The 25,148-nt window shown below is 60.3% G+C and carries 20 protein-coding genes and 1 pseudogene; 9 read left to right on the top strand and 12 right to left on the bottom strand.

Features of this window, described 5'->3' with window-relative positions; genetic code table 11:
* Nucleotides 1-253: 253 nt before the first annotated feature.
* The 8 genes from V476_RS13085 to V476_RS13050 all read right to left on the bottom strand — a co-directional run bounded on the left by V476_RS13085 (nt 254) and on the right by V476_RS13050 (nt 8,565).
* Nucleotides 254-1,870, bottom strand: coding sequence for an SPOR domain-containing protein (locus V476_RS13085; protein ID WP_003316656.1), 1,617 nt, complete (start codon nt 1,868-1,870; stop codon nt 254-256).
* Between the two features lie 10 nt (nt 1,871-1,880).
* Nucleotides 1,881-2,984, bottom strand: a complete 1,104-nt coding sequence (aroB, locus tag V476_RS13080) for a 3-dehydroquinate synthase (protein WP_003422530.1) — start codon at nt 2,982-2,984, stop codon at nt 1,881-1,883.
* A 115-nt stretch (nt 2,985-3,099) separates the two neighbouring features.
* Nucleotides 3,100-3,618 carry a shikimate kinase AroK gene (aroK, locus tag V476_RS13075; protein WP_003341387.1) on the bottom strand — a complete coding sequence of 173 codons (519 nt, stop codon included), beginning with the start codon at nt 3,616-3,618 and terminating at the stop codon, nt 3,100-3,102.
* Between the two features lie 4 nt (nt 3,619-3,622).
* The gene (locus V476_RS13070) at nt 3,623-5,728 is read right to left on the bottom strand and encodes a type IV pilus secretin PilQ (RefSeq protein WP_024959592.1); all 2,106 of its coding nucleotides are present in this window, start codon (nt 5,726-5,728) and stop codon (nt 3,623-3,625) included.
* Between the two features lie 47 nt (nt 5,729-5,775).
* Entirely contained in the window at nt 5,776-6,303 is a 528-nt protein-coding gene (pilP, locus tag V476_RS13065; RefSeq protein WP_003316653.1) for a type 4a pilus biogenesis lipoprotein PilP, read from the bottom strand.
* Nucleotides 6,300-6,923 (bottom strand): type 4a pilus biogenesis protein PilO, encoded by a 624-nt coding sequence (gene pilO / locus V476_RS13060; protein WP_003316652.1) that lies wholly within the window; start codon nt 6,921-6,923, stop codon nt 6,300-6,302. The genes pilP and pilO overlap by 4 nt, the downstream gene beginning before the upstream one ends.
* A complete protein-coding gene (locus V476_RS13055; protein ID WP_024959591.1) occupies nt 6,920-7,501 on the bottom strand; it encodes a PilN domain-containing protein in 582 nt (193 codons plus the stop codon). Before V476_RS13055 ends, pilO begins: the two co-directional genes overlap by 4 nt.
* Nucleotides 7,501-8,565 carry a pilus assembly protein PilM gene (locus V476_RS13050; RefSeq protein ID WP_003341394.1) on the bottom strand — a complete coding sequence of 355 codons (1,065 nt, stop codon included), beginning with the start codon at nt 8,563-8,565 and terminating at the stop codon, nt 7,501-7,503. The genes V476_RS13055 and V476_RS13050 overlap by 1 nt, the downstream gene beginning before the upstream one ends.
* A gap of 209 nt (nt 8,566-8,774) precedes the next feature.
* Between V476_RS13050 and V476_RS13045 the strand changes: the two genes are divergently transcribed.
* Nucleotides 8,775-11,216 (top strand): penicillin-binding protein 1A, encoded by a 2,442-nt coding sequence (locus tag V476_RS13045; RefSeq protein ID WP_373365899.1) that lies wholly within the window; start codon nt 8,775-8,777, stop codon nt 11,214-11,216.
* 229 nt (nt 11,217-11,445) lie between these two features.
* Here V476_RS13045 and V476_RS13040 read toward each other — a convergent pair whose 3' ends face one another.
* From V476_RS13040 to rpmE, 3 genes are all read right to left on the bottom strand, one after another.
* Nucleotides 11,446-12,714, bottom strand: coding sequence for a malic enzyme-like NAD(P)-binding protein (locus V476_RS13040; protein ID WP_003316648.1), 1,269 nt, complete (start codon nt 12,712-12,714; stop codon nt 11,446-11,448).
* Nucleotides 12,715-13,069: 355 nt separating this feature from the next.
* Entirely contained in the window at nt 13,070-13,873 is an 804-nt protein-coding gene (locus V476_RS13035; protein WP_024959589.1) for a thermonuclease family protein, read from the bottom strand.
* Between the two features lie 13 nt (nt 13,874-13,886).
* Nucleotides 13,887-14,108: a 50S ribosomal protein L31 gene (gene rpmE, locus V476_RS13030; protein WP_002551648.1), complete on the bottom strand. Its 222-nt coding sequence runs from the start codon at nt 14,106-14,108 to the stop codon at nt 13,887-13,889.
* A 169-nt stretch (nt 14,109-14,277) separates the two neighbouring features.
* Between rpmE and V476_RS13025 the strand changes: the two genes are divergently transcribed.
* From V476_RS13025 to V476_RS13000, 6 genes are all read left to right on the top strand, one after another.
* Nucleotides 14,278-16,497, top strand: a complete 2,220-nt coding sequence (locus tag V476_RS13025) for a primosomal protein N' (RefSeq protein WP_024959588.1) — start codon at nt 14,278-14,280, stop codon at nt 16,495-16,497.
* A 97-nt stretch (nt 16,498-16,594) separates the two neighbouring features.
* On the top strand, nt 16,595-18,331 hold the full coding sequence (gene argS, locus V476_RS13020; RefSeq protein ID WP_003432149.1) for an arginine--tRNA ligase: 1,737 nt from the start codon (nt 16,595-16,597) through the stop codon (nt 18,329-18,331).
* 1 nt (nt 18,332) lies between these two features.
* Nucleotides 18,333-19,028 (top strand): SPOR domain-containing protein, encoded by a 696-nt coding sequence (locus tag V476_RS13015; protein ID WP_004414617.1) that lies wholly within the window; start codon nt 18,333-18,335, stop codon nt 19,026-19,028.
* Between the two features lie 414 nt (nt 19,029-19,442).
* Nucleotides 19,443-19,973 (top strand): ATP-dependent protease subunit HslV, encoded by a 531-nt coding sequence (gene hslV / locus V476_RS13010; protein WP_003392345.1) that lies wholly within the window; start codon nt 19,443-19,445, stop codon nt 19,971-19,973.
* A gap of 66 nt (nt 19,974-20,039) precedes the next feature.
* Nucleotides 20,040-21,377, top strand: coding sequence for an ATP-dependent protease ATPase subunit HslU (hslU, locus tag V476_RS13005; RefSeq protein WP_003316641.1), 1,338 nt, complete (start codon nt 20,040-20,042; stop codon nt 21,375-21,377).
* 114 nt (nt 21,378-21,491) lie between these two features.
* Entirely contained in the window at nt 21,492-21,863 is a 372-nt protein-coding gene (locus V476_RS13000; RefSeq protein WP_003392349.1) for a gamma-butyrobetaine hydroxylase family protein, read from the top strand.
* Between the two features lie 76 nt (nt 21,864-21,939).
* On the opposite strand, the gene V476_RS27170 is transcribed toward V476_RS13000, so the two are convergent.
* Nucleotides 21,940-23,315 (bottom strand): IS3 family transposase gene (locus tag V476_RS27170; protein ID WP_103715870.1). Its coding sequence is split into 2 segments (ribosomal slippage): nt 21,940-22,844 and nt 22,844-23,315, totalling 1,377 coding nucleotides; the frame shifts between segments, so codons are not numbered across the junction.
* 34 nt (nt 23,316-23,349) lie between these two features.
* Between V476_RS27170 and V476_RS27165 the strand changes: the two are divergent.
* Both V476_RS27165 and hutH read left to right on the top strand, forming a co-directional pair.
* Nucleotides 23,350-23,529: pseudogene (locus V476_RS27165) on the top strand (histidine ammonia-lyase); the annotation flags it as partial.
* 54 nt (nt 23,530-23,583) lie between these two features.
* Nucleotides 23,584-25,131, top strand: a complete 1,548-nt coding sequence (hutH, locus tag V476_RS12985) for a histidine ammonia-lyase (RefSeq protein ID WP_024959054.1) — start codon at nt 23,584-23,586, stop codon at nt 25,129-25,131.
* Nucleotides 25,132-25,148 lie beyond the last annotated feature (17 nt).

Below are 25,148 nucleotides of genomic sequence, written 5' to 3'. Positions count from 1 at the left end.
AGGTCATTGTACACAGCGACACAAGGGCTAACAAATTTAACGACGACTGGCTGATAATCAATGTCGCAATTATGAAAGTTTTAAAGCGGGTCGCTGTGCTAGTCAAAGTATTTCTTCGTGAATCTGACTGACGCGACGGGAGACTGCAGGGCGCTTGTAACGCAGACGCCGCAAGGCACGGGCCGATAGGCCGCGCGCGCAGGCGGGTTAAGTCAGGTAGGTCGGCGGCGGCCCGGGTAGGGCCGCTGCGACTTTAACGAGTGGCGCCGAGCTCTTGTTGGACGCTGGCGACAGTACGAGGCCAAGGTTTACCAGCCTGAACCTTGGCTGGCAATACCTTGATGGCTGCCAGGGCGGCAGCGCGGTCAGGAAAGTTGCCATACGTCACAACGTACAGCGGCTTGCCCTGCAGGGTTTTCTTGAAATAACGATACTCGCCACCCTGCTCTGCAACGTAGGCCTGGGCCGTCGCTTCGGAACTGGTGCCGAGAATCTGCACCACATAGTGGCCTGGTGCCTGGCTGCTGTACCAGCTACCGCCGGCAGCCGGTTTGGCCGCGGCCGCTGCCGGTTTTTCAGCCGGTTTGGCCGCAGGAGCCGGGGCTGGCTTGGCTGTGGCGACCTGAGTTTGCGCAGGTGCCGGCTTGGCAGCTGGCGCCGGGGTCGGTGCAGGGATGGACGAACGAGGCGTCTGCGCTGCGGCCTGACCTGCCGGAACACCGGCTGGCGGCGCAGTAGTGGTCACGGTCGGCGGCTGGGCAGGCGAACCTGTCGGCACGGCGTCTTCGTCGGAATCACTGGAACCGGCGGCTTCGGCCAGAGGACCGCGCATCACCGGCTGGTTGCCATTCATCGGCAACGGCATCGGCTGGGAATTGCCAGCGAATTCGATGGCCGGGCTGCCGTTGTTGGATTGTTGAGCAGTTGGCTTGCCTTCACCCAGCGGCAGTTGCGCCTGAGCGGAAGCCGGGGCATTGGCGGGTGTACCCGTCTTGTCGCCGCGACCCGGGATCAGCACGGCTGCTGCCACGGCCACTATGACAACGGCACCCAAGGCCAATACGTGTTTTTTCGGCATTTTGAACCCCACACTTGGACGCTTGACCGCGGAACGACTCGCGATCATCGCCTCGATCATTGAATCGCGGGCTACCTGGTTGATTGCGCCAGGCCAGCCATCGGACTGTTCATGAATATCGGTGATCTGGTCGGCGGTGAACAACGCGATTCCCTGCCCTGCACCCTCCAGACGCTGAGCCAGATACTCCCGGGTTTCCTCTTCCGTATAGGGTTGCAGCTCGATGACGTGAAAGCGTTCGCCTTCAACATCGCCCTGCAGGTCGGCACACATCTGATCGAGACGATCGAGCAGCGATGGCTCTCCGAACAGGAATACATGCGGACGCCCCTCAGGCGTTCCCGCAGCAAGACCCAGCAACGCTTCGAGCGCCGAATCGCCAAGTTGTTCCGCATCGTCAACCAGCAAGTAGACTTCCTGGCCGGTCAGCCCGAGTTGCACGACCTGCGACAGGATCGACTGCATTTCAGCCTGCGCGACGCTCAGCGCCTGCGCGACCTGCTGCAGCACGCCCGCGGCATCGCCGGCACCGCGCGCAGAAATCACGACACTTTGCACAGACTGCTTGTTGGTGCTTGCCACCAGTGCCTGGCGCAGCAGGGTCTTGCCGCTGCCCTGAGGCCCGGTTACCGCCAGCAGCAGCTGACTGTAGCGCGCCAGATGATGAAGCTGACCCAGCACAGGCTTGCGTTGGGCAGGAAAGAATTTGAAGCCAGGTACCCGCGCCGCAAAGGGGTCATGACTCAACTGATAATGGCCGAGGAAGGCCTCGTCGGCATGCAAACTAGTCATGGGGTTTCCGTTAACCTCTGAGCTGATCCACCAAGGCGCGATAATCCGCAACCAGGGTGGCCTGTAATACTTCTTTTGGATATTCGTCTGTGATAACCGCTTCACCCATCCGGCGCAACAGCACCAGACGCAGGCGACCGTCGATGACTTTCTTGTCGATCGCCATGTGTTCGAGGAAATTGTCTTCCGTCATGTCCTGCGGTGGCACGACCGGCAGCCCGGCACGCTGAAACAGGCGAATGCCGCGATCCCGTTCCTGTGTGCTGATCCAGCCCAGGCGCGAGGACATTTCCAGCGCCATGACTGTCCCGGCAGCAACCGCCTCGCCATGCAGCCAGACACCATAGCCCATATGCGTCTCGATGGCGTGCCCGAATGTGTGACCCAGGTTCAATGTCGCACGAACACCGGACTCGCGCTCATCGGCGCCGACCACCAGCGCCTTGGCGGCGCAGGAACGTTCGATGGCTACGGTCAGCGCCGCCTGGTCCAGCCCGCGCAGCGCATCGACGTGCTCTTCGAGCCAGGTCAGGAAGGGCTCGTCGCATATCAGGCCATATTTGATGACTTCCGCCAGCCCGGCGGACAGCTCACGCTCGGGCAGGGTATTGAGCGAGGTGGTATCGATCAGCACCACACTCGGCTGATAGAAGGCACCCACCATGTTCTTGCCCAGCGGATGGTTGATGCCGGTCTTGCCGCCAACCGACGAATCCACCTGAGACAGCAGTGTGGTCGGGATCTGGATGAAGTTCACGCCGCGCTGATAACAGGCGGCAGCGAACCCGGCCATGTCGCCGATCACCCCGCCACCCAGGGCGATGACCGTGGTGCGACGATCATGACGGGCGGTCAGCAAGCCATCGAAAATGGTCTGCAGGGTTTCCCAGTTCTTGAATGCTTCGCCATCGGGCAGAACAATCGGCAGAACGTTGTAACCGGCCAGGGTTTGCGTCAGGCGCTCCAGGTACAGCGGTGCCACTGTCGTATTGGAGACGATAGCCACCTGACGCCCGACGATATGCGGGGCCAGGAGCTCGGGCTGATCCAGCAGGCCTTCGCCAATATGGATCGGGTAGCTACGCTCACCAAGCTCGACCTTAAGTGTCTGCATGTGTCCCCACATTGATTACCGATTGGACGGTTTGTGCTTCAGCAGGTCATGACGCAAGGCCACGAACCGACGCTGTTTTGCTGGGCGACGAGAATAGCGCATTTTCGCCTGCGCTTTAACGGGGAGGAAGCTCTGCCAGTCGCGCCAGTATCTCGAGAACCACCATTCGGGGTGGCCGCTCATCGGTTTCAATCACGATATCGGCGATTTCCCGATAAAGCGGGTCGCGGATGGCCAGCAGTTCGCTCAGCACACGGGCAGGATCAGCGGTACGCAGCAAAGGACGATTGCGATCACGCGCGGTGCGCCCCACCTGCTGCTCGATCGAGGCGTGCAAGTAAACCACGCGCCCGCCGGCCCGCAGTGCCTGGCGATTTTCGCTGCGCATGACCGCGCCACCGCCGGTCGCCAGAACCACGCCATCGGCGTCGCACAGTTCGGCAATCATGGCCTGCTCGCGATCACGAAAACCCGGTTCGCCTTCCTTGTCGAAGATCCAGGGAATGTTGGCGCCCGTACGCAGCTCGATTTCCTTGTCGGAATCCTTGAACGGCAGTCGCAATTCTTTGGCAAGCAAGCGGCCGATGGTGCTCTTGCCAGCACCCATCGGCCCCACAAGTATTAAATTTCGCACAAAATCAACGACTCACAGAAATCGCCTGGTTGTTCATGATACGCGGAGTCAGAAATACCAACAGCTCGGATTTGGACTCAGATACCACATCGCGCCTGAAAAGCCGGCCAAGATACGGTACATCGCCAAGAAATGGCACTTTATCGACAACTTTACTTTGCGTATTCGAGAACACACCACCGATGACGATGGTCTCGCCGTCGGAAATCAGCACTTTGGCGTTGACCTCGTTCTTCTTGATCGGCGGCACACCCAGCACCGCATTCAGGTAGTCCGGCTCGTCCTTGGTGACCTTCACTTCCATGATGATGCGATTGTCCGGCGTGATCTGCGGCGTCACTTCAAGCGACAGGGAAGCCTCCTTGAAGCTCACGGTGGTCGCACCGCTGGAGCTGGATTCCTGATACGGGATCTCCGTACCCTTGAGGATCTTGGCGGTTTCCTTGTCGGAAGTGACCACCTTGGGCTGGGAGACGATTTCACCGTTGCCGGTTTTCTCCATGGCACTCAGTTCAAGGTCCAGCAACGTGTTGTTGGTCACGAAACCAAGGCCGATACCCGAGGTGGCGCCGGCTGCGCCCAGGTCCACGAACGGCACGTTGGAGGTCAGGTTGCCGCTGGTGTTACCGGCCTCGTCGCCATTATTGTCAAGCCCGTAGGTTGTCCATTTTCTGTTACCGCTGGTGTTCGTAGAGCCGCCCCAGCGAACCCCGAGCTGCTTGTTGTAATCGACGTTGGCCTCGACGATGCGCGCCTCGATCATCACCTGGCGTACCGGGATGTCCAGTTGCGAAACGATACGACGCAGCTCGTCGAGTCGTTCCTGGGTCTGGTAGGCAATGATGTTGTTGGTCCGGTCGTCCACCGTGATCGAGCCGCGCTCATCGGCCTTGGACTCGGCACTGGTCACGGACTGGAACAGCTTGGCGATGTCGGCAGCCTTGGCGTAATTGACCTGCAACAGCTCACGGCGCAGGGGCGCCAGCTCGGCGATCTGCTTGAGCGACTCCAGCTCCTGACGCTCGCGGGCGGCAATTTCATCGGCTGGCGCAACCAGCAGCACGTTGCCGACCTTGCGTTTGTCCAGGCCCTTGGTTTTCAGCACCAGGTCCAGCGCCTGATCCCACGGCACATTCTGCAGACGCAGAGTGATACCACCCTGGACCGTATCGCTGGCCACCAGATTGAGGTTGGTGAAGTCGGCAATCAGCTGCAGCACCGAACGCACGTCGATGTCCTGGAAGTTCAGCGACAGCTTTTCACCGGTGTACGCCGGTTTGTCAGCGGCGCGGCGGTCGACGTCCTCGTTGGTCAATGGACGCACGCTGATCGTCAGCTTGTTTTCGGTCTGAAACGCCGAGTAGTCGAAGGCGCCCGACGGCTCGATCAGAATGCTGGCCTTGTCACCCGACGCCGAAGCACTGACGAACTGCACCGGCGTGGCGAAGTCCTTGACGTCCAGGCGGACGCGCAGCGGTTCGGGCAGTTGGGTCTTGGCGAAGTCCACGCGGATCTTGCCGCCCTGCTCCTGAATATCCGGGGCAATGCTGGGGTTGCTCAGGTCGATGACCACATTGCCTTCACCCAGCTCGCCACGCTGGAAATCGACATTCCTGATGGCCTTGACGCCAGCGGGGATGAACGGCCTGGCGGATGCCGGCGTGGGCGGCGGCACCGCGACCCGTTGCGCGCCCATCGCAGTGGTCGGCTGGGAGGCTTGCGCGGCGCCGGCACCCTGGCCGATGACCACGAACAGGTTGTTGCCATCGACGCGGGAGCTGTAAGGCGAAAGCGTGGTCAGGTTGATGATCACCCGAGTGCGGTCCTGAGCCTGAACCACAACCACACTGCGCGCATTGCCGCTGCCCAGATCACGACTTTTGGTCGCCAGCTGGCTGGTAACACCCGGCAGATCCAGCGCAATGCGCGCCGGTTGCGACGTGGTGTAACCGCGCGGTGCAGGCACCGGGGCATCGAATGCCAGCTTCAGCTCGATGCGATCGCCCGGCAGGGCTGCGACATCCAGGGTCTTGAGGTTGGCAGCCTGGAGAACCGGCGACAGCATCGCGATGCATAACGACACGCCGATAATCGAGAGAATCCGGGTCATGATCAATTTCCGTTGAGCGCTACTGTGCATACTTGGCCTTGCCCACTTCATGAGCGTTCTTTGAGGGCGATCGTGCGCGGCCTTTCCAGCCACGCCCCCTCTCCATCAGGAACAATTTCGATAACATCAACCTGCGCGTCGCCGATCGACACTACCCGGCCGTTGTTACGCCCCAGGTAGTCGCCCACCTTGACGCGATGAACACCTCCGGCACCGCGCAGCAGGGCAAAGGTCCCTGACTCGTTGCCAATCGTGCCGACCATCTCGAACGACTCGATATTGAAGCCTTCAAGGAACTGCCTGACCCGGTGTTCGTCCGGCGCCACCAGGCGTGAACCCTTCTGCCGGTTGAGCAGGTCGATCTTGACCGGCGGTTGAAACGGACTGCGCAGCGTGGAGGCGTTATAGGTGAACGCCTCATACGGCCGAAACTTGGGGAGCGGCTCGACGTTGCCACTCGGGCGGGCTCTGGCCTGATCCATGAATTCAGACAGATCGGCAAAATCATTGTCATTACCGCAACCGGCGAGCCCTGCCAGAACCACACTGACGCACAGCAATCGCGCCGCCCTCATTTCTTCAGCCCTTCATCGTTGTAGCGGTAGGTCTTGGCCAGAATGCTCATGCGCAATTTGGTTGGCACTTTGGGATCGACCGGCTTGATCTCGAAATCATGCAGCGTGACGATGCGCGGCAGGCTGGCTACGCCGCTGACGAAGGTCGCCAGGTCGTGATAACCCCCGACCACAGTGATCTGTATCGGCAGCTCAATGTAGAACTGCTGGACCGCCTCGGGCAGCAGCTTGATTTCCTCGAACTCGAGCCCGCTTCCCAACCCGGTGCGCGTGATGTCCTCAAGCAGGCCGGGCACTTCGGTGTCGCTGGGCAATTGCCGCAGCAGCGCGCCGAAGGTGTTTTCCATTTCTTCCATCTGCTTCTTGTACGGCTCGAGGTTGGCCGCCTGGAAGGCCTTGTTGGAGAACTGCTCCTTGAGCGTCACCTCGCTGCTCTGGGCACTTTCCAGCTGGGTTTCCAGGTCCTGGATAAAGAAGAAATAGCCCAGTGCGAAAATCGTGACCGCAACCAGCAGCCCGGCAATGGCCTTGACCGCTGCGGGCCATGAGCCCAGGTTGTTCAGGTCCAGTTCGCTCAGATCGACCTTGCGCAGCCCTTCCAGCCATTCGGACATATTCATGGCTTGGCTCCTGCGGCAGGGACAGCGGCAACCGGGGGCTGAGTCTGACGTACGGTCAGCTGAAAGACGTTGGCTTGATCCACAGCACCGGCCGTAGTGGCCTTGACCTCGGTGAGGCTCGGCGCCTCCAGCCAGTCAGAGGCTTCAAGGTTACGCATCAGGTCGGAAACCCGGTTGTTCGACTCGGCAGCGCCACTGATGGCAATCAGCTTGTCGGTCATTTTGACCTGCGAGTAATAAACGCCGTCCGGCAGGGTCCGCGCCAGTTGATCGAAGACGCGTCCGGTGATCGGGCGGTTGCCTTGCAGGTCCTGAATGATCTTCATGCGCTCGAGCAGCTGTTTGCGACGGGCCTTGAGATCACTGATCTCCTTGATACGGATATCGAGCTGAGCAATCTGCGCCTGCAGAAAGGCATTGCGCGCCATCTGATGCTCGATGCCATTGCTGACGTAACGATCGATCAGAAACAGAATGCCGACTGACACCACCAGCACGCCGACCAGTGCGGTCAGGAAGCGTTTCTTTCGTTCTTCGCGAAGCTCTTCGCGCCACGGTAATAAGTTGATCCGCGCCATCAGTCGAAGCTCCTCAACGCCAGGCCGCACGCGATCATCAGCGCCGGCGCATCACTGGCCAGGGCGCCGGCATTGACCTTGGAGCTCAGTGCCATGTCGGCAAACGGGTTGGCGACCATGGTCGGCGTGCCGATGCGCCGCTGGATCAGATGCTCAAGCCCTGAAATCGAAGCCGTGCCGCCTGCCAGCATGATGTGATCCACTGAGTTGTATTGACCGGCCGCGAAGAAGAACTGCAGGGATCGGGAAACCTGCTGCACCAGCGCTTCCTTGAAGGGCTCGAGCACCTCGCTGACGTAATCGTCGGGCAAGCCGCCCTGCTTCTTGGCAAGCCCGGCTTCCTCCATGGAGAGCCCGTAGCGGCGCTGGATTTCGTCAGTCAACTGGCGCCCACCAAACAGCTGCTCGCGGGTATAGATGATCCGGCCATGATGCAGCACGCTCAGGGTGGTCATGGTGGCGCCGATATCGACCACGGCCACCGTCAGCTCGTCGTGGCCATTGCCCAGTTGCGCCGCCAGCAAACCGAACGAACGCTCAAGGGCGTAGGCCTCGACATCGACGACGCGTGCGGTCAGCCCGGCCAGTGCCAGCGCGGCCTCGCGTACTTCGACGTTTTCCTTGCGGCAGGCAGCCAGTAACACCTCGACGCGCTCGGGGTTGCGCACCGAATAGCCCTGCACTTCGAAATCGATGGCGACTTCTTCCAGCGGATAGGGGATGTACTGGTCAGCTTCAAGCTTGAGCTGGTTTTCCATGTCATCGTCGGAAAGCCCGGCGTCCATCTCGATGGTCTTGGTGATCACCGCCGAACCGGCCACGGCAACCGCCACGATCTTGACGCTGGTCTTGGCCTTGACGAGCACGCGTGACAACGCCTGCCCGACCCCTTCGAGTTCGGCAATGTTCTTTTCGACGACCGCGTTGGCCGGCAATGGCTCTACTGCGTAAGACTCGACCTTGTAACGGGTGCCGGAACGACTCAATTCCAGGAGTTTTACCGAGGTGGAGCTAATATCGATCCCTAGAAGGGTGTTGGCCTTCTTACTGAAGAGTTCGAACACAACCTGATTCCTATGAGTTTCCGTCACTTACGGAGTTATTTCGGGCCAACGTCACTGTCGACAGCCTTGACAGTAGCGCAAATCACGCTTGGGGACGAAAAATGCTTATAATGCCCAGCGTTTTTTTCATTTAACAAAGCTTCAAGGCATGTTCATTTGTAAATGCCTGCGCTTAACCCATTATTTTTTCTGGAAATCCAAAAGCCTTGATACGCCTGCTGAAGTTTTTCTGGTGGTCCCTCGTCGCGGTATTCTGCTCGCTGTTGCTTGGCCTGAGCGGCGCGTTTCTTTACCTGAGCCCGACCCTGCCATCCGTTGATGCGCTGCGAAGCATTCAACTGCAAATCCCCCTGCGCGTGTTCACCAGCGACGGCAAGCTGATTGCCGAGTTCGGTGAAATGCGCCGCACGCCGATTCGCTTCGCGGAAATCCCGCCCAATTTCATCAACGCACTGCTGTCGGCCGAAGACGACAACTTCGCCAACCACTATGGCGTCGACCCGGGCAGCCTGATGCGCGCCGCCACTCAGTTGGTCAAGAGCGGCCATATTCAGTCAGGCGGCAGTACCATCACCATGCAGGTCGCGAAAAACTTCTTCCTGACCAGCGAGCGCAGCTTTTCGCGCAAAACCACTGAGATTCTGTTGGCCTTGCAAATCGAGCGCCAACTTACCAAGGACGAGATTCTCGAGCTGTACGTCAACAAGATTTATCTGGGTAACCGCGCCTACGGGATCGAGGCGGCGGCGCAAGTCTACTATGGCAAATCGATTCGCGATGTAAGCCTTGCGCAAATGGCCATGATTGCCGGTCTGCCCAAGGCCCCGTCACGTTTCAACCCGTTGGCCAACCCGACCCGCGCCAAGGAACGTCGCGACTGGATCCTCGGCCGCATGTATCGCTTGGGCAAGATCGACCAGACCGCTTACCAGGCCGCTTTGAGTGAGCCGCTCAACGCCAGCTATCACGTGCCCACGCCGGAAGTGAATGCACCGTACATCGCTGAGATGGCGCGGGCAGAAATGGTCGGCCGTTATGGCAGCGAGGCCTATACAGAAGGCTTCCGCGTCACCACGACGGTACCTAGTGACCTTCAGGAACACGCCAACAAGTCCATCCAGCAGGGCTTGATCGATTACGACCAGCGCCACGGTTACCGTGGTCCGGAAAGCCGCTTCCCGGGCATGACCCGAGTCAACTGGGTACAGGAACTGACCAAACAGCGCACGATCAACGGCCTTGAGCCCGGCATCGTGACGCAGGTCGACAAGACCGGTCTGCGTGTTCTGACCCACAACGGCGAGAAGGAAGAAACCGTCGACTGGGCCACTATGAAGTGGGCACGGCCTTACCTGAATACCAACAGCCTGGGCGCCAATCCGAAGCAGCCGGGTGATGTTGCAAAGGTTGGCGACCTCGTCCGTCTGCTGCGCCAGGACGATGGCTCGCTGAAATTTAGTCAAATTCCCGTCGCGCAAAGCGCGCTGGTATCGCTTGATCCGCAGAACGGTGCCATTCGCTCGCTGGTCGGCGGCTTCGCGTTCGAGCAGAGCAACTACAACCGCGCCATGCAGGCCAAACGCCAACCGGGCTCGAGCTTCAAGCCGTTCATCTATAGTGCCGCACTCGATAATGGTTACACCGCTTCCAGCCTGGTGAACGACGCGCCTATCGTGTTCGTCGACGAATATCTGGACAAGGTATGGCGTCCGAAAAATGACACCAACACCTTCCTTGGGCCGATCCGCCTGCGCGAAGCGCTGTACAAGTCTCGCAACCTGGTATCGATCCGCCTGCTCCAGGCCCTCGGCATCGACAGCACCATCGACTACATTACCCGCTTCGGCTTCTCCAAGCAGGACTTGCCGCGCAACCTGTCGCTGGCACTGGGTACGGCGACGTTGACCCCGATGGAAATCGCCACCGGCTGGGCGACCTTCGCCAACGGTGGTTACAAGGTCAGCCCTTATCTGATCCAGACCATCGAGAACCGTGACGGCCAGACCCTGTTTGTCGCCAACCCGCCAAGCGTTCCGGCCAACGACGTCAACACCGCGCCCAACACGTCGACCTTTGCGGTCCATGACAGCCCGAGCGTGACCACCGGTGCGCCAGGAGCACCCGCTCAGCCTCAGGCGCCTGCCGTTGCCGAGCGCATTGTCGATGGCCGCACCACGTACATCCTGAACAGCATGCTGCAGGACGTGATCAAGCGCGGCACCGGACGCCGCGCGCTGTCCATGAACAGACCGGACATCGCGGGCAAGACCGGTACCACCAACGATTCCAAGGATGCCTGGTTCTCCGGGTATAACGCGGACTACGTGACGACGGTGTGGAGTGGTTTCGATCAGCCTGAAAGCCTTGGCCGTCACGAATTCGGGGGGACGGTCTCGCTGCCGATCTGGATGGACTACATGAGCGCCGCGCTCAAGGACAAGCCACCGCATCAGCAGGCCGAACCGCCAGGCATTCTCAGCCTGCGCGTCGACCCATTGAGTGGCCGCGCCGCCACGCCAAGCACGCCGAACGCATTCTTCGAGTTGTTCAAAAGCGAAGACACACCGCCAAGCGTCAACGAACTGGGCGGCAGCAGCGCACCGGGCAGCCCGTTGCCGGCAGATGAGTCAGCGCCGATCGATTTGTTCTGATAGCACAGACTTGATGGATCAGTAGATTTTCAGAGGCTGCACAGGCCTCTTCGTGAGCAAGCTCACTCCCACGGACTCGGGGACTTTCAGGATAATCCGGGGCTATGTGGGAGCGAGCTTGCTCGCGAAGAGGCCAGTTCAATCCCTGAAAATGCCCCACAAGTGCAGGGTATCCAAGGCATAAAAAAACCCCTGCATCGCTGCAGGGGTTTTTTTATTGGGTCAGGGATCAACCCTTGAACACGTCATCCACGCTGGTCAGCGGGTAGTGCTTCGGATACGGCAGGGTGGCAACGCCGGTCTCGATGGCGGCCTTGGCCACTGCATCGGAGATCAGGCCCAGCAGGCGGGTATCCATTGGCTTCGGAATGATGTACTCACGACCGAATTCCAGTTTGATACCGCCGTAGGCGTCGCTGACTTCCTGTGGCACAGGCAGCTTGGCCAGTTCGCGCAGGGCGTTGGCCGCGGCGATTTTCATTTCTTCGTTGATGCGCTTGGCGCGAACGTCCAGAGCACCACGGAAAATGAACGGGAAGCCGAGCACGTTGTTGACCTGGTTCGGGTAGTCCGAACGACCAGTGGCCATGATCACGTCGCTGCGGGTGGCGTGAGCCAGTTCCGGGGAGATTTCCGGATCAGGGTTCGAGCAGGCGAACACGATCGGATCCTTGGCCATCAGCTTGAGGTTTTCAGCGCTCAGCAGGTTAGGACCGGACAGGCCTACAAATACGTCAGCGCCATCCAGCGCGTCAGTCAGCGAGCGCTTCTCGGTCGCGTGAGCGAATGCAGCCTTGTACTGGTTCAGGTCGGTACGGCCGGAGTGGACAACGCCGGTACGGTCGACCATGAAGATGTTTTCGATCTTCGCGCCCATGCTCACCAGCAGCTTCATGCAGGAGATGGCCGCAGCGCCAGCGCCCAGGCAGACGATCTTCGCTGAATCGAGGGTCTTGCCGACGATTTCCAGTGCGTTGATCATGCCGGCCGCCGTCACGATAGCGGTGCCGTGCTGGTCATCGTGGAACACCGGGATGTCGCACTGTTCGATCAGCGCCTTCTCGATTTCAAAGCACTCAGGCGCCTTGATGTCTTCCAGGTTGATGCCACCGAAGGTGATGGAGATACGCTTGACGGTGTCGATGAACGCCTGTGGACTTTCGGAATCGACTTCGATATCGAAAACGTCGATACCGGCGAAGCGCTTGAACAGAACCCCTTTACCTTCCATGACCGGCTTGGAAGCCAATGGACCCAGATCGCCGAGGCCGAGAATCGCGGTGCCATCGGAAATAACTGCTACCAGGTTGCCTTTGCCGGTGTACTTGTAAGCCAGCTCGGGGTCACGGGCAATTTCACGCACGGGTTCAGCAACGCCAGGGCTGTAGGCCAGAGCCAGGTCACGAGCGGTTGCAGTCGGCTTGGTGAGTTCGACGCTCAGCTTCCCCGGACGAGGATTGGCATGGTATTCGAGCGCGGCAGTTTTCAGATCTGACATGTATTGGATTCCGCTTTTTTTACTGTGGGACAGACGGACCGCCGAGGATACGCAAGATGCATAGTCCTAACAAGACTGACCAGTCACTGCTGTCAATAGGCTCGGGCTTAGACTTTACGCTTAGAGGGCTGAAACGTGAACACTCGGTCACGCTCGTCAGATCACCGGTTTGAAGGCCGCTTCTAGGCTCTGTACGAAAAGTCGGCGAGCGAAGGTCAGGCGAGGCAAAAACAGGCGAGGAACGGCCGGGGTCGCGTTCGACTCTACGTGTTGTAAATGAGCATTCCGATTGGATTCGCATCCGAGCCTGTTTTTAACGAAGCATCACCGAGCGCAGCCACTTTTCGTACAGAGCCTAACGGCGTGAAAGGTCCAGCATTGCGGGATGAGTCAGTGACAGCTGCCAGCGGGACTGCCCCTTTTTCAGGCCCCCACGCCGGGAGCGATCGACCACCCAGCCACGCGCTTCGACCTGCCGTCCTTCGAGGCGCTGGAGCATCGCCGTATCGAAGGCTCTCAGGTGGGCAGGCGCGATACGCAGGACCAGCGAGCCCTGCAATTCGATCCACATACCACCGCGGTTGCGCTGCACACGCCTGACCTGACCGGACACAATCGCGAAACCGCTTTTGCTCAGTCGGGCCGAGGACTGCACCGGCGAATTGCGCCACACACCCAGCCGCGCCTCACGTGCCTGACGCTCCGCGACCTGCTGGCAATCGACCAGAGTCACATTAGGCGCAACGGCCACCAAGTAACCCAGCCCTTCGCTGAGCAACTGCGCCTCAAGGTTGGCGCCTCTACGGTCATAGACGTTGGCCAGCGTGCGGCCGTAATGATCCTTGCCCTGCAGGCCGATACGCAGCCTGACCTTGCCGCCGCTTTCATTGACCAGCGTCTGCAAGCGTTTTTTGGCCGACTCGGCAAACGGTTCGGCAGACCGGCCTTTCCTGCCGGTTTCAGGCGTATTGAGCCCGATCATCCGCACATTGCGGCCATCGGTCAGCTTCAAGGTGTCGCCGTCGACCACACGCTGTACCTGCGCGACCGGCAACGAGGCAGGTGCCGGGCAGAAGGCCTGCGCGCCGGACACCCAAATCGCGGGCATAAAAAAGACGCCCACAAGGAGCGCCTTTTCAAGCAGCCTGGAGATGCCCATCGGGCAGCCAGTCTTACTTCGCTTTGGTAGCGCCGAACGCACCGAAACGGGATTTGAACTTGTCGACACGGCCGCCAACGTCAAGCGTCTTCTGCTTGCCGGTGTAGAACGGGTGGCACTCGTTACACACGTCCAGGCTCAGAGGAGCGGCCAGGGTGGAACGGGTCTTGATGACATTGCCGCAGCTGCAGGTAGCGTCAATGGCTTCGTAAACTGGATGGATATCAGCTTTCATCGGTACTTCCTCGGTCTAACGCGCCGCCACTCAACACTATTGTTGAATACCGCACGGAAATAGGCTGCGGATAGTACCAGACAATCGCAACGACGCAAGCGAACCTTCACACCGGTCGTCTGCTAAGATCGCGCCTCCGTCATCACTTATCACCACAGGGAAACACCGCGTGCCCGACGCCATCCTGCGCCTTGCCCTGCCCTCGCCGCTTCGCCGCCTGTTCGACTACCGCGCACCAGCGGGCGTGTCGCGCAGCGCCTTGCAGCCGGGCATGCGTCTGCGAGTGCCGTTCGGACGCCGGGAAATGATCGGCATTCTGGTGGAAGTGGTCGATCACAGCGAAGTGCCCGCCGACAAGCTCAAGCCGGCGATCGCCCTGCTCGACAGCGAAGCGCCGCTGCCACCTGCGCTGTTCAAGCTGTGCCTGTGGACCTCGCAGTACTACCAGCACAGCCTCGGAGACACACTGAGCTGGGCCTTGCCGGTGCTGTTGCGTCAGGGCGAACTGGCCGAAAGTCGCCAGGAACGCTTCTGGCATGTGGCCCCGGGCGCCAGCGTCGACGATCCGCGCATCGCCCGCGCACCCAAACAGCGCGAAGCCCTGACCACTCTTGCCCAGCACCCGCACGGGGTGGCGCATCAACTGCTTAGCAAGCTGATGCTTAACAAGGACAGCCTCAACCTGTTGCTGGCCAAGGAGCTGGTGTACGTCGAGGTCCGCAGCCATGCGCCCAGCGCACGCCATGAACACTGGCTGGCCCAGCCTGAATTGCCGCTCAACACCGAACAACGCGCCGCTTACGAAGCGATCCGCGCCGGGTTCGACAGCTTTCATGCGTTTCTGCTGGCCGGCGTCACCGGCAGCGGCAAGACTGAAGTCTATCTGCAACTGATCCGCGAAACCCTCGAAGCCGGCAAGCAGGCGCTGGTGCTGATCCCGGAAATCAACCTCGGCCCGCAGACCCTGGCGCGCTTCGAGCAACGCTTCAATGCGCGCATTGCGCTGGTCCACTCGGCGGTCAACGACCGCGAACGGCTGGATGCCTGGCTGGCAGCTCGCGATGGCGAGGCGGACATCATCATCGGCACGCGTTCGGCGCTGTTCACGCCGATGAAAACCCCCGGCCTGATCATCATCGACGAAGAACACGACGGCTCCTATAAACAGCAGGAAGGTCTGCGCTATCACGCCCGCGATCTGGCCTTGGTGCGGGCGCGTCAGGAAAACATTCCGATTGTCCTTGGCTCGGCCACACCGTCCTTGGAAAGCCTGCACAACGCTTACACCGGCCGCTACGGTCTGCTGCGCCTGAATGAGCGCGCGGGCGGCGCACAGCAGCCGCGCTTCATGCGCCTGGACGTCAAAAGCCGACCTCTGGATAGCGGCATCTCCGGCCCCATGCAGCAAGCCATCGGCCAGACGCTCGCGGCAGGCCAGCAGGTCCTGGTGTTTCTCAACCGTCGCGGCTTTGCGCCAACCTTGCTATGCCACGACTGCGGCTGGATGTCCGGCTGCCAACGCTGCGATGCACGCATGACCGTGCACCAGCGCTCGGGCGAGCTGCGCTGCCATCACTGCGGGTATGTCGAACGCGTACCGCGTCAGTGCCCATCGTGCGGCAAGGTGGATTTGCGCCCGGTAGGCGCCGGCACCGAGCGCGCCGAAGAGCGCCTGGCGATTCTGTTTCCGGACTACCCCGTACTGCGTGTCGACCGCGACAGCACGTCGCGCAAGGACGCCATGAACCAGCTGTTCACGACGATTCAGCGCGGTCAGCCGTGCATTCTGGTCGGCACGCAAATGCTCGCCAAGGGCCATCACTTTCCCCGGGTCACGCTGGTATCGATTCTGGACGCCGACGGCGGGCTGTTTTCCGGCGACTTCCGCGCCAGCGAGCGCATGGCGCAATTGATCGTGCAGGTGGCAGGTCGTGCCGGGCGCGCCGAAGAGCCTGGCAAGGTGATCATCCAGACCCACCTGGCCGACCACCCACTGCTGATCCAGCTGACCGAGCAGGGTTATTTCGCCTTTGCCGAACAGGCCTTGAGCGAGCGCCGTTCGGCGGGGCTGCCACCGTTTTCACACCTCGCACTGCTGCGCGCTGAAGCGCACAAGCCGGGACAGGCCGAGGCCTTTCTCGATCAGGCCTGCAGCGATGCGGAGCAACTAGTCGCGCAGATGGCGCTGGGCGGCATCGAGCTGCTGGGCCCGGTTCCGGCACCGATGGAACGCCGCGCCGGGCGTTATCGCGCGCAACTGCTGGTGCAGTCCAGCGCCCGCGCGCCCTTGCATAAATTGCTCGCCACCTGGCTGCTCGCGCTGGAGCAAATGCCCAGCGGTCGGCAGGTCAGATGGTCGCTGGATGTGGATCCTGTGGATCTTTATTAAGTCACGCCGTTGGCAAGCAGGCTTGAGCAACGGATAATGCGGAGTTTTTCCACCCGCGCATCGAAGCGCCACCGCGCTTGCGGTCGAAGAGAGCACCATGAAAGACACGATTCGCCAGCTGATTCAACAAGCCCTGACCCGTCTCGTCACCGAGGGCGTCTTGCCAGAAGGGCTGACGCCGGCGATTCAGGTGGAAAACGCCCGCGACAAGACGCACGGCGACTTCGCCAGCAATATCGCGATGATGCTCGCCAAGCCTGCCGGCATGAAACCGCGCGACCTGGCTGAAAAGCTGATCGCCGCGCTGCCGGCCGACGAGCAGGTCAGCAAGGTCGAGATCGCCGGGCCGGGCTTCCTGAACTTCTTCCAGAACACTGCCGCGCTGGCCGCACGCCTCGACGCTGCACTGGCCGACGCGCACCTGTCGGTGCGCAAGGCGGGCGCTGCACAGCGCGTGGTCGTCGATCTGTCGGCACCGAACCTGGCCAAGGAAATGCACGTTGGCCATTTGCGCTCGACCATTATTGGCGACGGCGTGGCGAACGTCCTGACGTTTCTCGGTGACACGGTCATTCGTCAGAACCACGTCGGCGACTGGGGCACCCAGTTCGGCATGCTGCTGGCCTATCTGCAGGAAAAGCCGGCGACCAGCGACGAGCTGTCCGACCTGGAAAACTTCTACCGCGCCGCCAAGCAGCGCTTTGACGAGTCCGAAGAGTTCGCCGAGCGTGCTCGTGGTCTGGTGGTCAAGCTGCAGGCCGGCGATGCCGAGTGCCTGGCGCTGTGGACGCGCTTCAAGGACATCTCGCTGTCGCACTGCCAGGAAACCTACGAGCGCCTCAACGTCAAGCTGACCCCGGCCGACGTGATGGGCGAAAGCGCCTATAACGATGACCTGGCCAATGTGGTCAACGACCTGAAAGCCACGGGCCTGCTGGTCGAGAGCAATGGCGCACAATGCGTGTTCCTCGAAGAATTCCGCACCGCCGATGACACACCGTTGCCGGTCATCGTGCAGAAGGCCGGTGGCGGTTATCTGTATGCCACCACAGACCTGGCAGCGATCCGCTATCGCAGCAAGGTGCTCAAGGCCGACCGCGTGCTGTATTTCGTCGACCAGCGTCAGGCCCTGCACTTCCAGCAGGTGTTCGAAGTGGCGCGCCGCGCAGGTTTCGTGCATGACGGCATGCAACTGGAACACATGGGCTTCGGCACCATGAACGGCGCCGATGGCCGCCCGTTCAAGACCCGCGATGGCGGCACGGTCAAGCTCATCGACCTGCTCGATGAAGCCGAAGAGCGCGCCTACACGCTGGTCAAGGAAAAGAACCCGGAAGTCGCCGAAGCGGAATTGCGCAGCATCGCCAAGGCCGTGGGCATCAGTGCGGTGAAATACGCCGACCTGTCCAAGCACCGCGCCAGCGATTACAGCTTCAACTTCGATCAGATGCTCAGTTTCGAAGGCAACACCGCGCCCTATCTGCTGTACGCCTACACCCGTGTGGCCGGCGTGTTCCGCAAGCTGGGCAGCGCGTTTGACGCCAGCAAGGGCCAGATTGTCCTCGCAGCGCCGCAGGAACAGGAACTGGCCGCACGTCTGGCGCAGTTCACCGAAACACTGAACAACGTCGCAGAAAAAGGCACGCCGCACGTACTTTGTGCTTACCTGTATGACCTTGCGGGTCTGTTTTCGAGCTTTTACGAAAACTGCCCGATCCTTGGTGCGGAAAACCCCGATCAGCAACAGAGCCGTCTGCGGCTGGCTGCACTGACCGGCCGCACCCTCAAGCAAGGCCTGGACCTGTTGGGTCTGGAAACTCTGGAGCGTATGTAAGTTGGCAGTTGCGAAGAAGAAACCGGCACCCAAGCGGGGCGCCAGCCGTTATCAGGCACCCGCGAAGAAGCCTATTCCAGGATGGTTGTGGCTGGCGATTGGCTTGACCGTGGGCGCGTTCGTGGTCTTTTTGATGAAGCTCGAACCCGGTGGTGATGACGTCAAGCGGGTCAGGGCAGACGCCAAGGCTGCAAAGATCGCCGAAGCTAACAAGACACCGCCAAGCCCTACGGCGCCGGTCAAACCCAAGTACGACTTCTACACATTGCTGCCGGAGTCGGAAGTGATCGTGCCGAACGAAGCCGTGCCGGAGAAGACCCCGCCGCCCGTGGCACCGACAGCACCGGTCTCGCCGGAACAGGCCGCCAAGATCGACACGGCACGCGCTCAGGCAGCCCTCAGCGGCCTGACGCCTCCGCCAGCGCCCGCAGTTGCGACGACCAAGCCGGCAGCGGTGACGACGTTCTTCCTGCAGGCGGGCTCGTTCCGCAAACAGGCTGACGCCGAGAAAGTCCGCGCGCAAATCATCCTGCTGGGCCAGACCTCTACCGTCGAGTCGGGCACCGTCAAGGATGAAACCTGGTACCGCGTACTGGTCGGCCCGTTCAGCAACCGCGAACAGCTGACCACCGCCCAGAAACAACTGGCAAGCGGCGGATTTAGTAACCTGTTGTTGCAACAGCGTCAGAGCCGCTAGCCAAAGCGCTGCTGTTTCCGTGCTCATCGCGTGTTTTCGATGAGTACGGAGAACGGAGCTTCTGCCCGAAGGGCGTAGGAGCGGACTTGTCCGCGATCTGCCGGGAACCGGCAGCAAAACCAGCCGCATCGGTGTATCAGACCCAGCCGAGGCAGCCTGTTTGGGGGCCGCTTCGCAGCCCATCGCGGACAAGTCCGCTCCTACGCCCGTTGGGCAGAATCAAAACGGCCTTCTGTCCGCTACAAAAACCGGGAGATCGCGGACAAACGAAGCGTCGCCCGGTCCGCTTAAAGAGTTGGGACAAGAATCATACGGTCATTCCCCCCGATTCATCCCCAAGGTTGAAATACTCACCCACACCCCCATATGAGTTTGCATCAGGGCATTTTCGCCCCGCAGTGTGGAGACTCTCCCTTGACCACCATCGTTTCAGTGCGCCGCCACGGTAAAGTCGTCATGGCTGGCGACGGCCAGGTTTCTCTGGGCAACACCGTCATGAAAGGCAACGCCAAAAAGGTACGCCGCCTGTATCACGGTGAAGTGATCGCCGGATTCGCTGGCGCGACCGCCGATGCATTCACGCTGTTCGAACGCTTCGAGGCCCAACTGGAAAAACACCAGGGGCATCTGGTTCGTGCAGCCGTCGAACTGGCCAAGGACTGGCGTACCGATCGCTCGCTGAGTCGTCTCGAAGCCATGCTGGCCGTCGCCAACAAGGACGCCTCGCTGATCATTACCGGCAACGGTGACGTGGTCGAGCCCGAGGACGGCCTGATCGCCATGGGCTCCGGCGGCGCATTCGCTCAGGCCGCAGCACGCGCCCTGCTACTCAAGACCGACCTGTCGGCCCGCGAAATTGCCGAGACTTCCCTGCATATCGCCGGCGACATCTGCGTGTTCACCAACCACAACATCACCATTGAGGAGCAGGACCTCGCTGGCTAAGCCGCTGCCGGGCCGCACACCCTGCGGCCCCATCGACTTGCCCGCAACAGAGGACCGTGAATAACCATGTCAATGACTCCCCGCGAAATCGTCCATGAACTCAATCGCCATATCATCGGCCAGGACGATGCCAAGCGCGCCGTGGCCATTGCCCTGCGCAATCGCTGGCGCCGCATGCAGTTGCCTGAAGAACTGCGTGTCGAAGTAACCCCCAAGAACATTCTGATGATCGGCCCGACCGGTGTCGGCAAGACCGAAATCGCCCGTCGTCTGGCCAAGCTCGCCAACGCACCGTTCATCAAGGTCGAAGCCACCAAATTCACCGAAGTGGGTTATGTAGGTCGCGATGTAGAGTCGATCATCCGTGATCTGGCCGATGCCGCGATCAAGCTGCTGCGTGAACAGGAAATCGTCAAGGTGCGTCATCGTGCCGAAGATGCCGCCGAAGAGCGCATCCTCGATGCCCTGTTGCCACCGGCCCGGGTCGGCTTCAACGAAGATCCGGCGCAGAGCAGCGATTCCAATACCCGTCAGCTGTTCCGCAAGCGCCTGCGCGAAGGCCAGCTGGATGACAAGGAAATCGAGATCGAGATCAACGAAGCGGTTGGTGTCGATATCTCCGCGCCGCCTGGCATGGAAGAGATGACCAATCAGTTGCAGAGCCTGTTTGCCAACATGGGCAAGGGCAAGACCAAGAGCCGCAAGCTCAAGGTCAAGGAAGCGCTCAAGCTGGTACGCGAAGAAGAAGCGGGCCGTCTGGTCAATGAAGAAGAGCTGAAAGCCAAGGCCCTGGAAGCGGTCGAGCAACATGGCATCGTGTTCATCGACGAGATCGACAAAGTTGCCAAACGCGGTAATTCGGGCGGTGTCGACGTGTCCCGTGAAGGCGTGCAGCGCGACCTGCTGCCGCTGATCGAAGGTTGCACCGTGAACACCAAACTGGGCATGGTCAAGACCGACCACATCCTGTTTATCGCCTCGGGTGCGTTCCATTTGAGCAAACCCAGCGATCTGGTCCCCGAGCTGCAAGGCCGTCTGCCGATCCGCGTTGAACTCAAGGCGCTGTCGCCCCAGGACTTCGAGCGCATCCTCAGCGAGCCGCATGCGTCGTTGACCGAACAGTACCGCGAGCTGCTCAAGACCGAAGGTCTGAAGATCGAGTTCAAGCCTGAAGGCATCAAGCGCTTGGCCGAGATTGCCTGGCAGGTCAACGAGAAGACCGAGAACATCGGTGCCCGCCGCCTGCACACGCTGCTTGAGCGCCTGCTTGAGGAAGTCTCGTTCAGCGCCGGTGACCTGGCCATCAGCCCTGACGCAGCGCCGATCGAGATCGACGCGGAATACGTCAACAGCCACCTCGGTGATCTGGCAGAAAACGAAGACCTGTCACGTTATATTCTCTGAAGCTGCAAGCTATTAGCTGCAAGCTGCAAGCTGCAAGCTGCAAGCGGTTGTCCACGCTTGCAGCTTTTTTGCTTCTGCTTGAAGCTTGCAGCTTAAAACTTGAGGCTGTTCTCAATGCTCCCAACCGCCATCCAACTGCATAAAGCCTCCAAAACCCTGACGCTGAAATACGCGCCGGATGAGGAATACCATTTGCCCGCCGAATTTCTGCGGGTGCATTCCCCTTCTGCCGAGGTTCAGGGCCACGGCCGGCCGATCCTGCAATTCGGCAAACTGGGAGTCGGCCTGACCAAGGTCGAGCCCGCCGGGCAATATGCGCTGAAACTGACCTTCGATGACGGCCATGACAGCGGCCTGTTTACCTGGGAATACCTGTACGAACTGGCCACACGCCAGGCGTCGCTGTGGGAAGACTACTTGCAGGAACTCGAAAAAGCCGGCAAGTCCCGCGACCCTTCCGAACACGTCATCAAACTGATGCTCTGATCCGTCTTGCAGGTGTCCGCAAGAACACCATCGTGCCCATGCTTTGGTATGACCCCCGAAGGTTGGACGATTATTTCTACGCTGCCTGAGCGGCCTGCATTCTGAACTCCACAGGGCTCAGGCCGTTAAGTTTCAGTTTGATGCGTGACTGATTGTAATACTCAATGTACTCGTCGATGCCCGCATGAAGCTCATCCAGATTGTTAAATTTGTTCAGATAGAAAAACTCGGACTTCAGCGTGCCAAAAAAACTTTCCATAGCCGCGTTGTCGTAGCAGTTGCCCTTGCGCGACATGCTGCATGTGATCGAATGCTCATTGAGTAATCGTTGGTAAACAGGCATCCGATATTGCCAGCCCTGGTCTGAGTGCAAAATAGGCTTTTCATGCGGCTCAAGCTTCTTGAACGCTCCTTCAAGCATTTCGTCCACCATGGAGTACAGCGGGCGCCTGGCGATTGCATAGGAAATGATTTCGCCGTTGTACAGATCCATGATGGGCGACAGATAGAGCTTCTGGCCTCCCACTTTGAACTCGGTGACGTCCGTGGCCCATTTTTCATTAAGGTGCTGGGCCTTGAAATCACGCTTGAGAATGTTGGGCGCAGCCTTGCCTACTTCGCCCTTGTAAGAGCGGTATTTCTTCACTCGCACCAGGCTCTTCAGGCCAAGCTGCCCCATCAGTTTCTGCACCGTCTTGTGGTTCACAAGATGGCCTGCGCGCCGCAACGCCGCCGTGATACGACGATAGCCATACCGGCCTTTATGATCGTAGAAAACTGTCTGAATCAGGTCTTTCAGCCCGGCGTACTTATCGCCCGCTTGCAGTACCTTTTGTTGATAGTAAAAAGTGCTGCGCGCCAGACCGGCAAGCTTCAGCAGGCCACCCAGAGAATGCCCCAGTCTCAGTTCGGTTACGATTTGCGCTTTTTCTGTTGCGCTATTCGTTGCTTCTTCTGAGCCAAGGCATCGAGCTTTTTTAGATAGTCGACCTCCATCCGCAGTTGCTTCACCTCGGCAAGCAACTCGTCACGCGAGCGCGATTCATCGTCGATTGAGGGGGCGTTCACAGGCGGAAGTGCAGTCGTCATCTTTCTTGGGCGTCCGGCTTTTGTGGGTGGCTTGGAGGAGGCATCAAAGGCCCCTTCTTCATAATGGCGCTGCCATAGACCGATGATGCCGAACTGACGGATATCGAACAAGGCCGCTGTCTGGCGCAGAGATAAACGCTCATCATGCATGCGCTTCAAAACAGTCAGCTTGAACTCGTCACTGTAGCGCTGGCGTTTTTTCTCTTGCAGGCCCGCTACGCCATGAATCTGATAGGCCGCAACCCACTGCCTAAGGCAGGAAAAATCCACATCGTGGCGATGCGCAACATCCCTCAAACCTGCCTTGCCAGCACAATACTCTTTCACGGCTGCGAGTTTTGCCTGCTCTGTATATTTACCCATGACGCCTCCAAAGGTTGCATCCAACCTTCGGGGGTCACACCATTTTGGCGTGGGCACCGGTGCCGCGTGGCGACTGCTGCGCGAGCGCATCCCGGCCTATGACGAAGACCGCTGGCTGGCTCCGGACATCGCCAGCAGCGCGGCCCTGATCAAAGACGAAGCGTCGCTGGAAAGGGTTTTCCAGCACTGCCGTAACAACGCGGCAGGCCTATAAAAACAGCGTATGGCCACAAGCCGTCGCTGACATTCATCAAGGAGTAGCAGCATCGTGACCACCTTATCTGCCAAGACGCTGAACCTGATCCCCGGCCAACTGACCCTGGCGCAACTGCGCGATATTTATCTGCAGCCGGTCAGCCTGACGCTGGACAGCAGCGCAGACCAGCAGATCGACGACAGCGTCGCCTGTGTCGAGCGCATTCTGGCCGAGAACCGCACCGCCTACGGCATCAACACCGGCTTCGGCCTGCTGGCCTCGACGCGGATTGCCAGCGAAGACCTGGAAAACCTGCAGCGTTCGCTGGTGCTGTCGCATGCGGCCGGTGTCGGTCAGCCGATCAGCGATGAGCTGGTGCGTCTGATCATGGTGCTCAAGGTCAACAGCCTGAGCCGCGGCTTCTCGGGCATTCGGCGCGTGGTCATCGACGCCCTGATTGCGCTGATCAATGCCGAGGTCTACCCGCATATTCCGCTCAAGGGCTCGGTCGGCGCTTCCGGTGACCTGGCACCACTGGCGCACATGTCCCTGGTGCTGCTGGGCGAAGGCAAGGCGCGCTACAAGGGCGAATGGCTCAACGGCGTCAATGCACTGGCGGCTGCCGGGCTGCAACCGCTGACCCTGGCGGCCAAGGAAGGGCTGGCACTGCTCAACGGCACGCAAGTGTCTAGCGCCTACGCATTGCGCGGCCTGTTCGAAGGCGAAGACCTGTTCGCGGCAGCCCTGACCTGCGGCTCGCTGACGGTTGAAGCGGTACTGGGTTCGCGCTCGCCCTTCGACGCGCGCATTCATGCCGCACGCGGACAGCGCGGACAGATCGACGCGGCGGCCTGCTACCGAGACCTGCTGGGCGAAAGCAGTGGCGTATCCGAGTCGCACCGCAACTGCGACAAGGTTCAGGACCCTTACTCGTTGCGCTGCCAGCCACAGGTCATGGGCGCATGCCTGACCCAACTGCGTCAGGCCGCCGAGGTGCTGGAAATCGAAGCCAACGCGGTGTCCGACAACCCGCTGGTGTTCGCCGCCGAGAACGACGTCATATCCGGTGGCAATTTTCACGCCGAGCCGGTCGCCATGGCGGCGGACAACCTCGCGCTGGCCATCGCCGAGATCGGCTCGCTCAGCGAACGGCGCATTTCGCTGATGATGGACAAGCACATGTCGCAGTTGCCGCCTTTTCTGGTGGCCAACGGCGGCGTCAATTCCGGGTTCATGATCGCGCAGGTGACCGCCGCCGCACTGGCCAGTGAAAACAAGGCATTGGCCCACCCGCACAGTGTCGACAGCCTGCCGACCTCGGCCAATCAGGAAGACCATGTGTCGATGGCCCCGGCCGCCGGCAAGCGTTTATGGGAAATGGCAGAAAACGTTCGCGGGATTCTTGCCGTAGAATGGTTGGCTGCCTGCCAGGGTCTGGACTTGCGTGAGGGCCTGAAAACCTCTCCGAAGCTAGAGCAAGCCCGCAGCCTGTTGCGCAGCAAGGTCCCGTTCTATGAAAAGGACCGCTTTTTTGCACCGGACATCGAAGCTGCCAGTCAGCTGTTGTCCTCCACTTGCCTGAACCCGTTGGTTCCTGCACGTCTGCTACCCAGTCTGTGATGCACCGCGAGCCTGGC

The organism is Pseudomonas syringae KCTC 12500 (assembly GCF_000507185.2).
Classification (GTDB): Bacteria; Pseudomonadota; Gammaproteobacteria; order Pseudomonadales; family Pseudomonadaceae; genus Aquipseudomonas; species Aquipseudomonas syringae.
This window is presented reverse-complemented; position numbering and strand designations above follow the sequence as displayed.

Excerpts from the sequence above, each read along its gene's own strand:
- V476_RS13085 (WP_003316656.1), bottom strand. The coding sequence starts at position 1,870 with ATGACTAGTTTGCATGCCGACGAGGCCTTCCTCGGCCATTATCAGTTG.
- aroB (WP_003422530.1), bottom strand. The coding sequence starts at position 2,984 with ATGCAGACACTTAAGGTCGAGCTTGGTGAGCGTAGCTACCCGATCCAT.
- V476_RS13070 (WP_024959592.1), bottom strand. The coding sequence starts at position 5,728 with ATGACCCGGATTCTCTCGATTATCGGCGTGTCGTTATGCATCGCGATG.
- pilP (WP_003316653.1), bottom strand. The coding sequence starts at position 6,303 with ATGAGGGCGGCGCGATTGCTGTGCGTCAGTGTGGTTCTGGCAGGGCTC.
- pilO (WP_003316652.1), bottom strand. The coding sequence starts at position 6,923 with ATGAATATGTCCGAATGGCTGGAAGGGCTGCGCAAGGTCGATCTGAGC.
- V476_RS13055 (WP_024959591.1), bottom strand. The coding sequence starts at position 7,501 with ATGGCGCGGATCAACTTATTACCGTGGCGCGAAGAGCTTCGCGAAGAA.
- V476_RS13040 (WP_003316648.1), bottom strand. The coding sequence starts at position 12,714 with ATGTCAGATCTGAAAACTGCCGCGCTCGAATACCATGCCAATCCTCGT.
- V476_RS13035 (WP_024959589.1), bottom strand. The coding sequence starts at position 13,873 with ATGGGCATCTCCAGGCTGCTTGAAAAGGCGCTCCTTGTGGGCGTCTTT.
- rpmE (WP_002551648.1), bottom strand. The coding sequence starts at position 14,108 with ATGAAAGCTGATATCCATCCAGTTTACGAAGCCATTGACGCTACCTGC.
- argS (WP_003432149.1), top strand. The coding sequence starts at position 16,595 with ATGAAAGACACGATTCGCCAGCTGATTCAACAAGCCCTGACCCGTCTC.
- hslU (WP_003316641.1), top strand. The coding sequence starts at position 20,040 with ATGTCAATGACTCCCCGCGAAATCGTCCATGAACTCAATCGCCATATC.
- V476_RS13000 (WP_003392349.1), top strand. The coding sequence starts at position 21,492 with ATGCTCCCAACCGCCATCCAACTGCATAAAGCCTCCAAAACCCTGACG.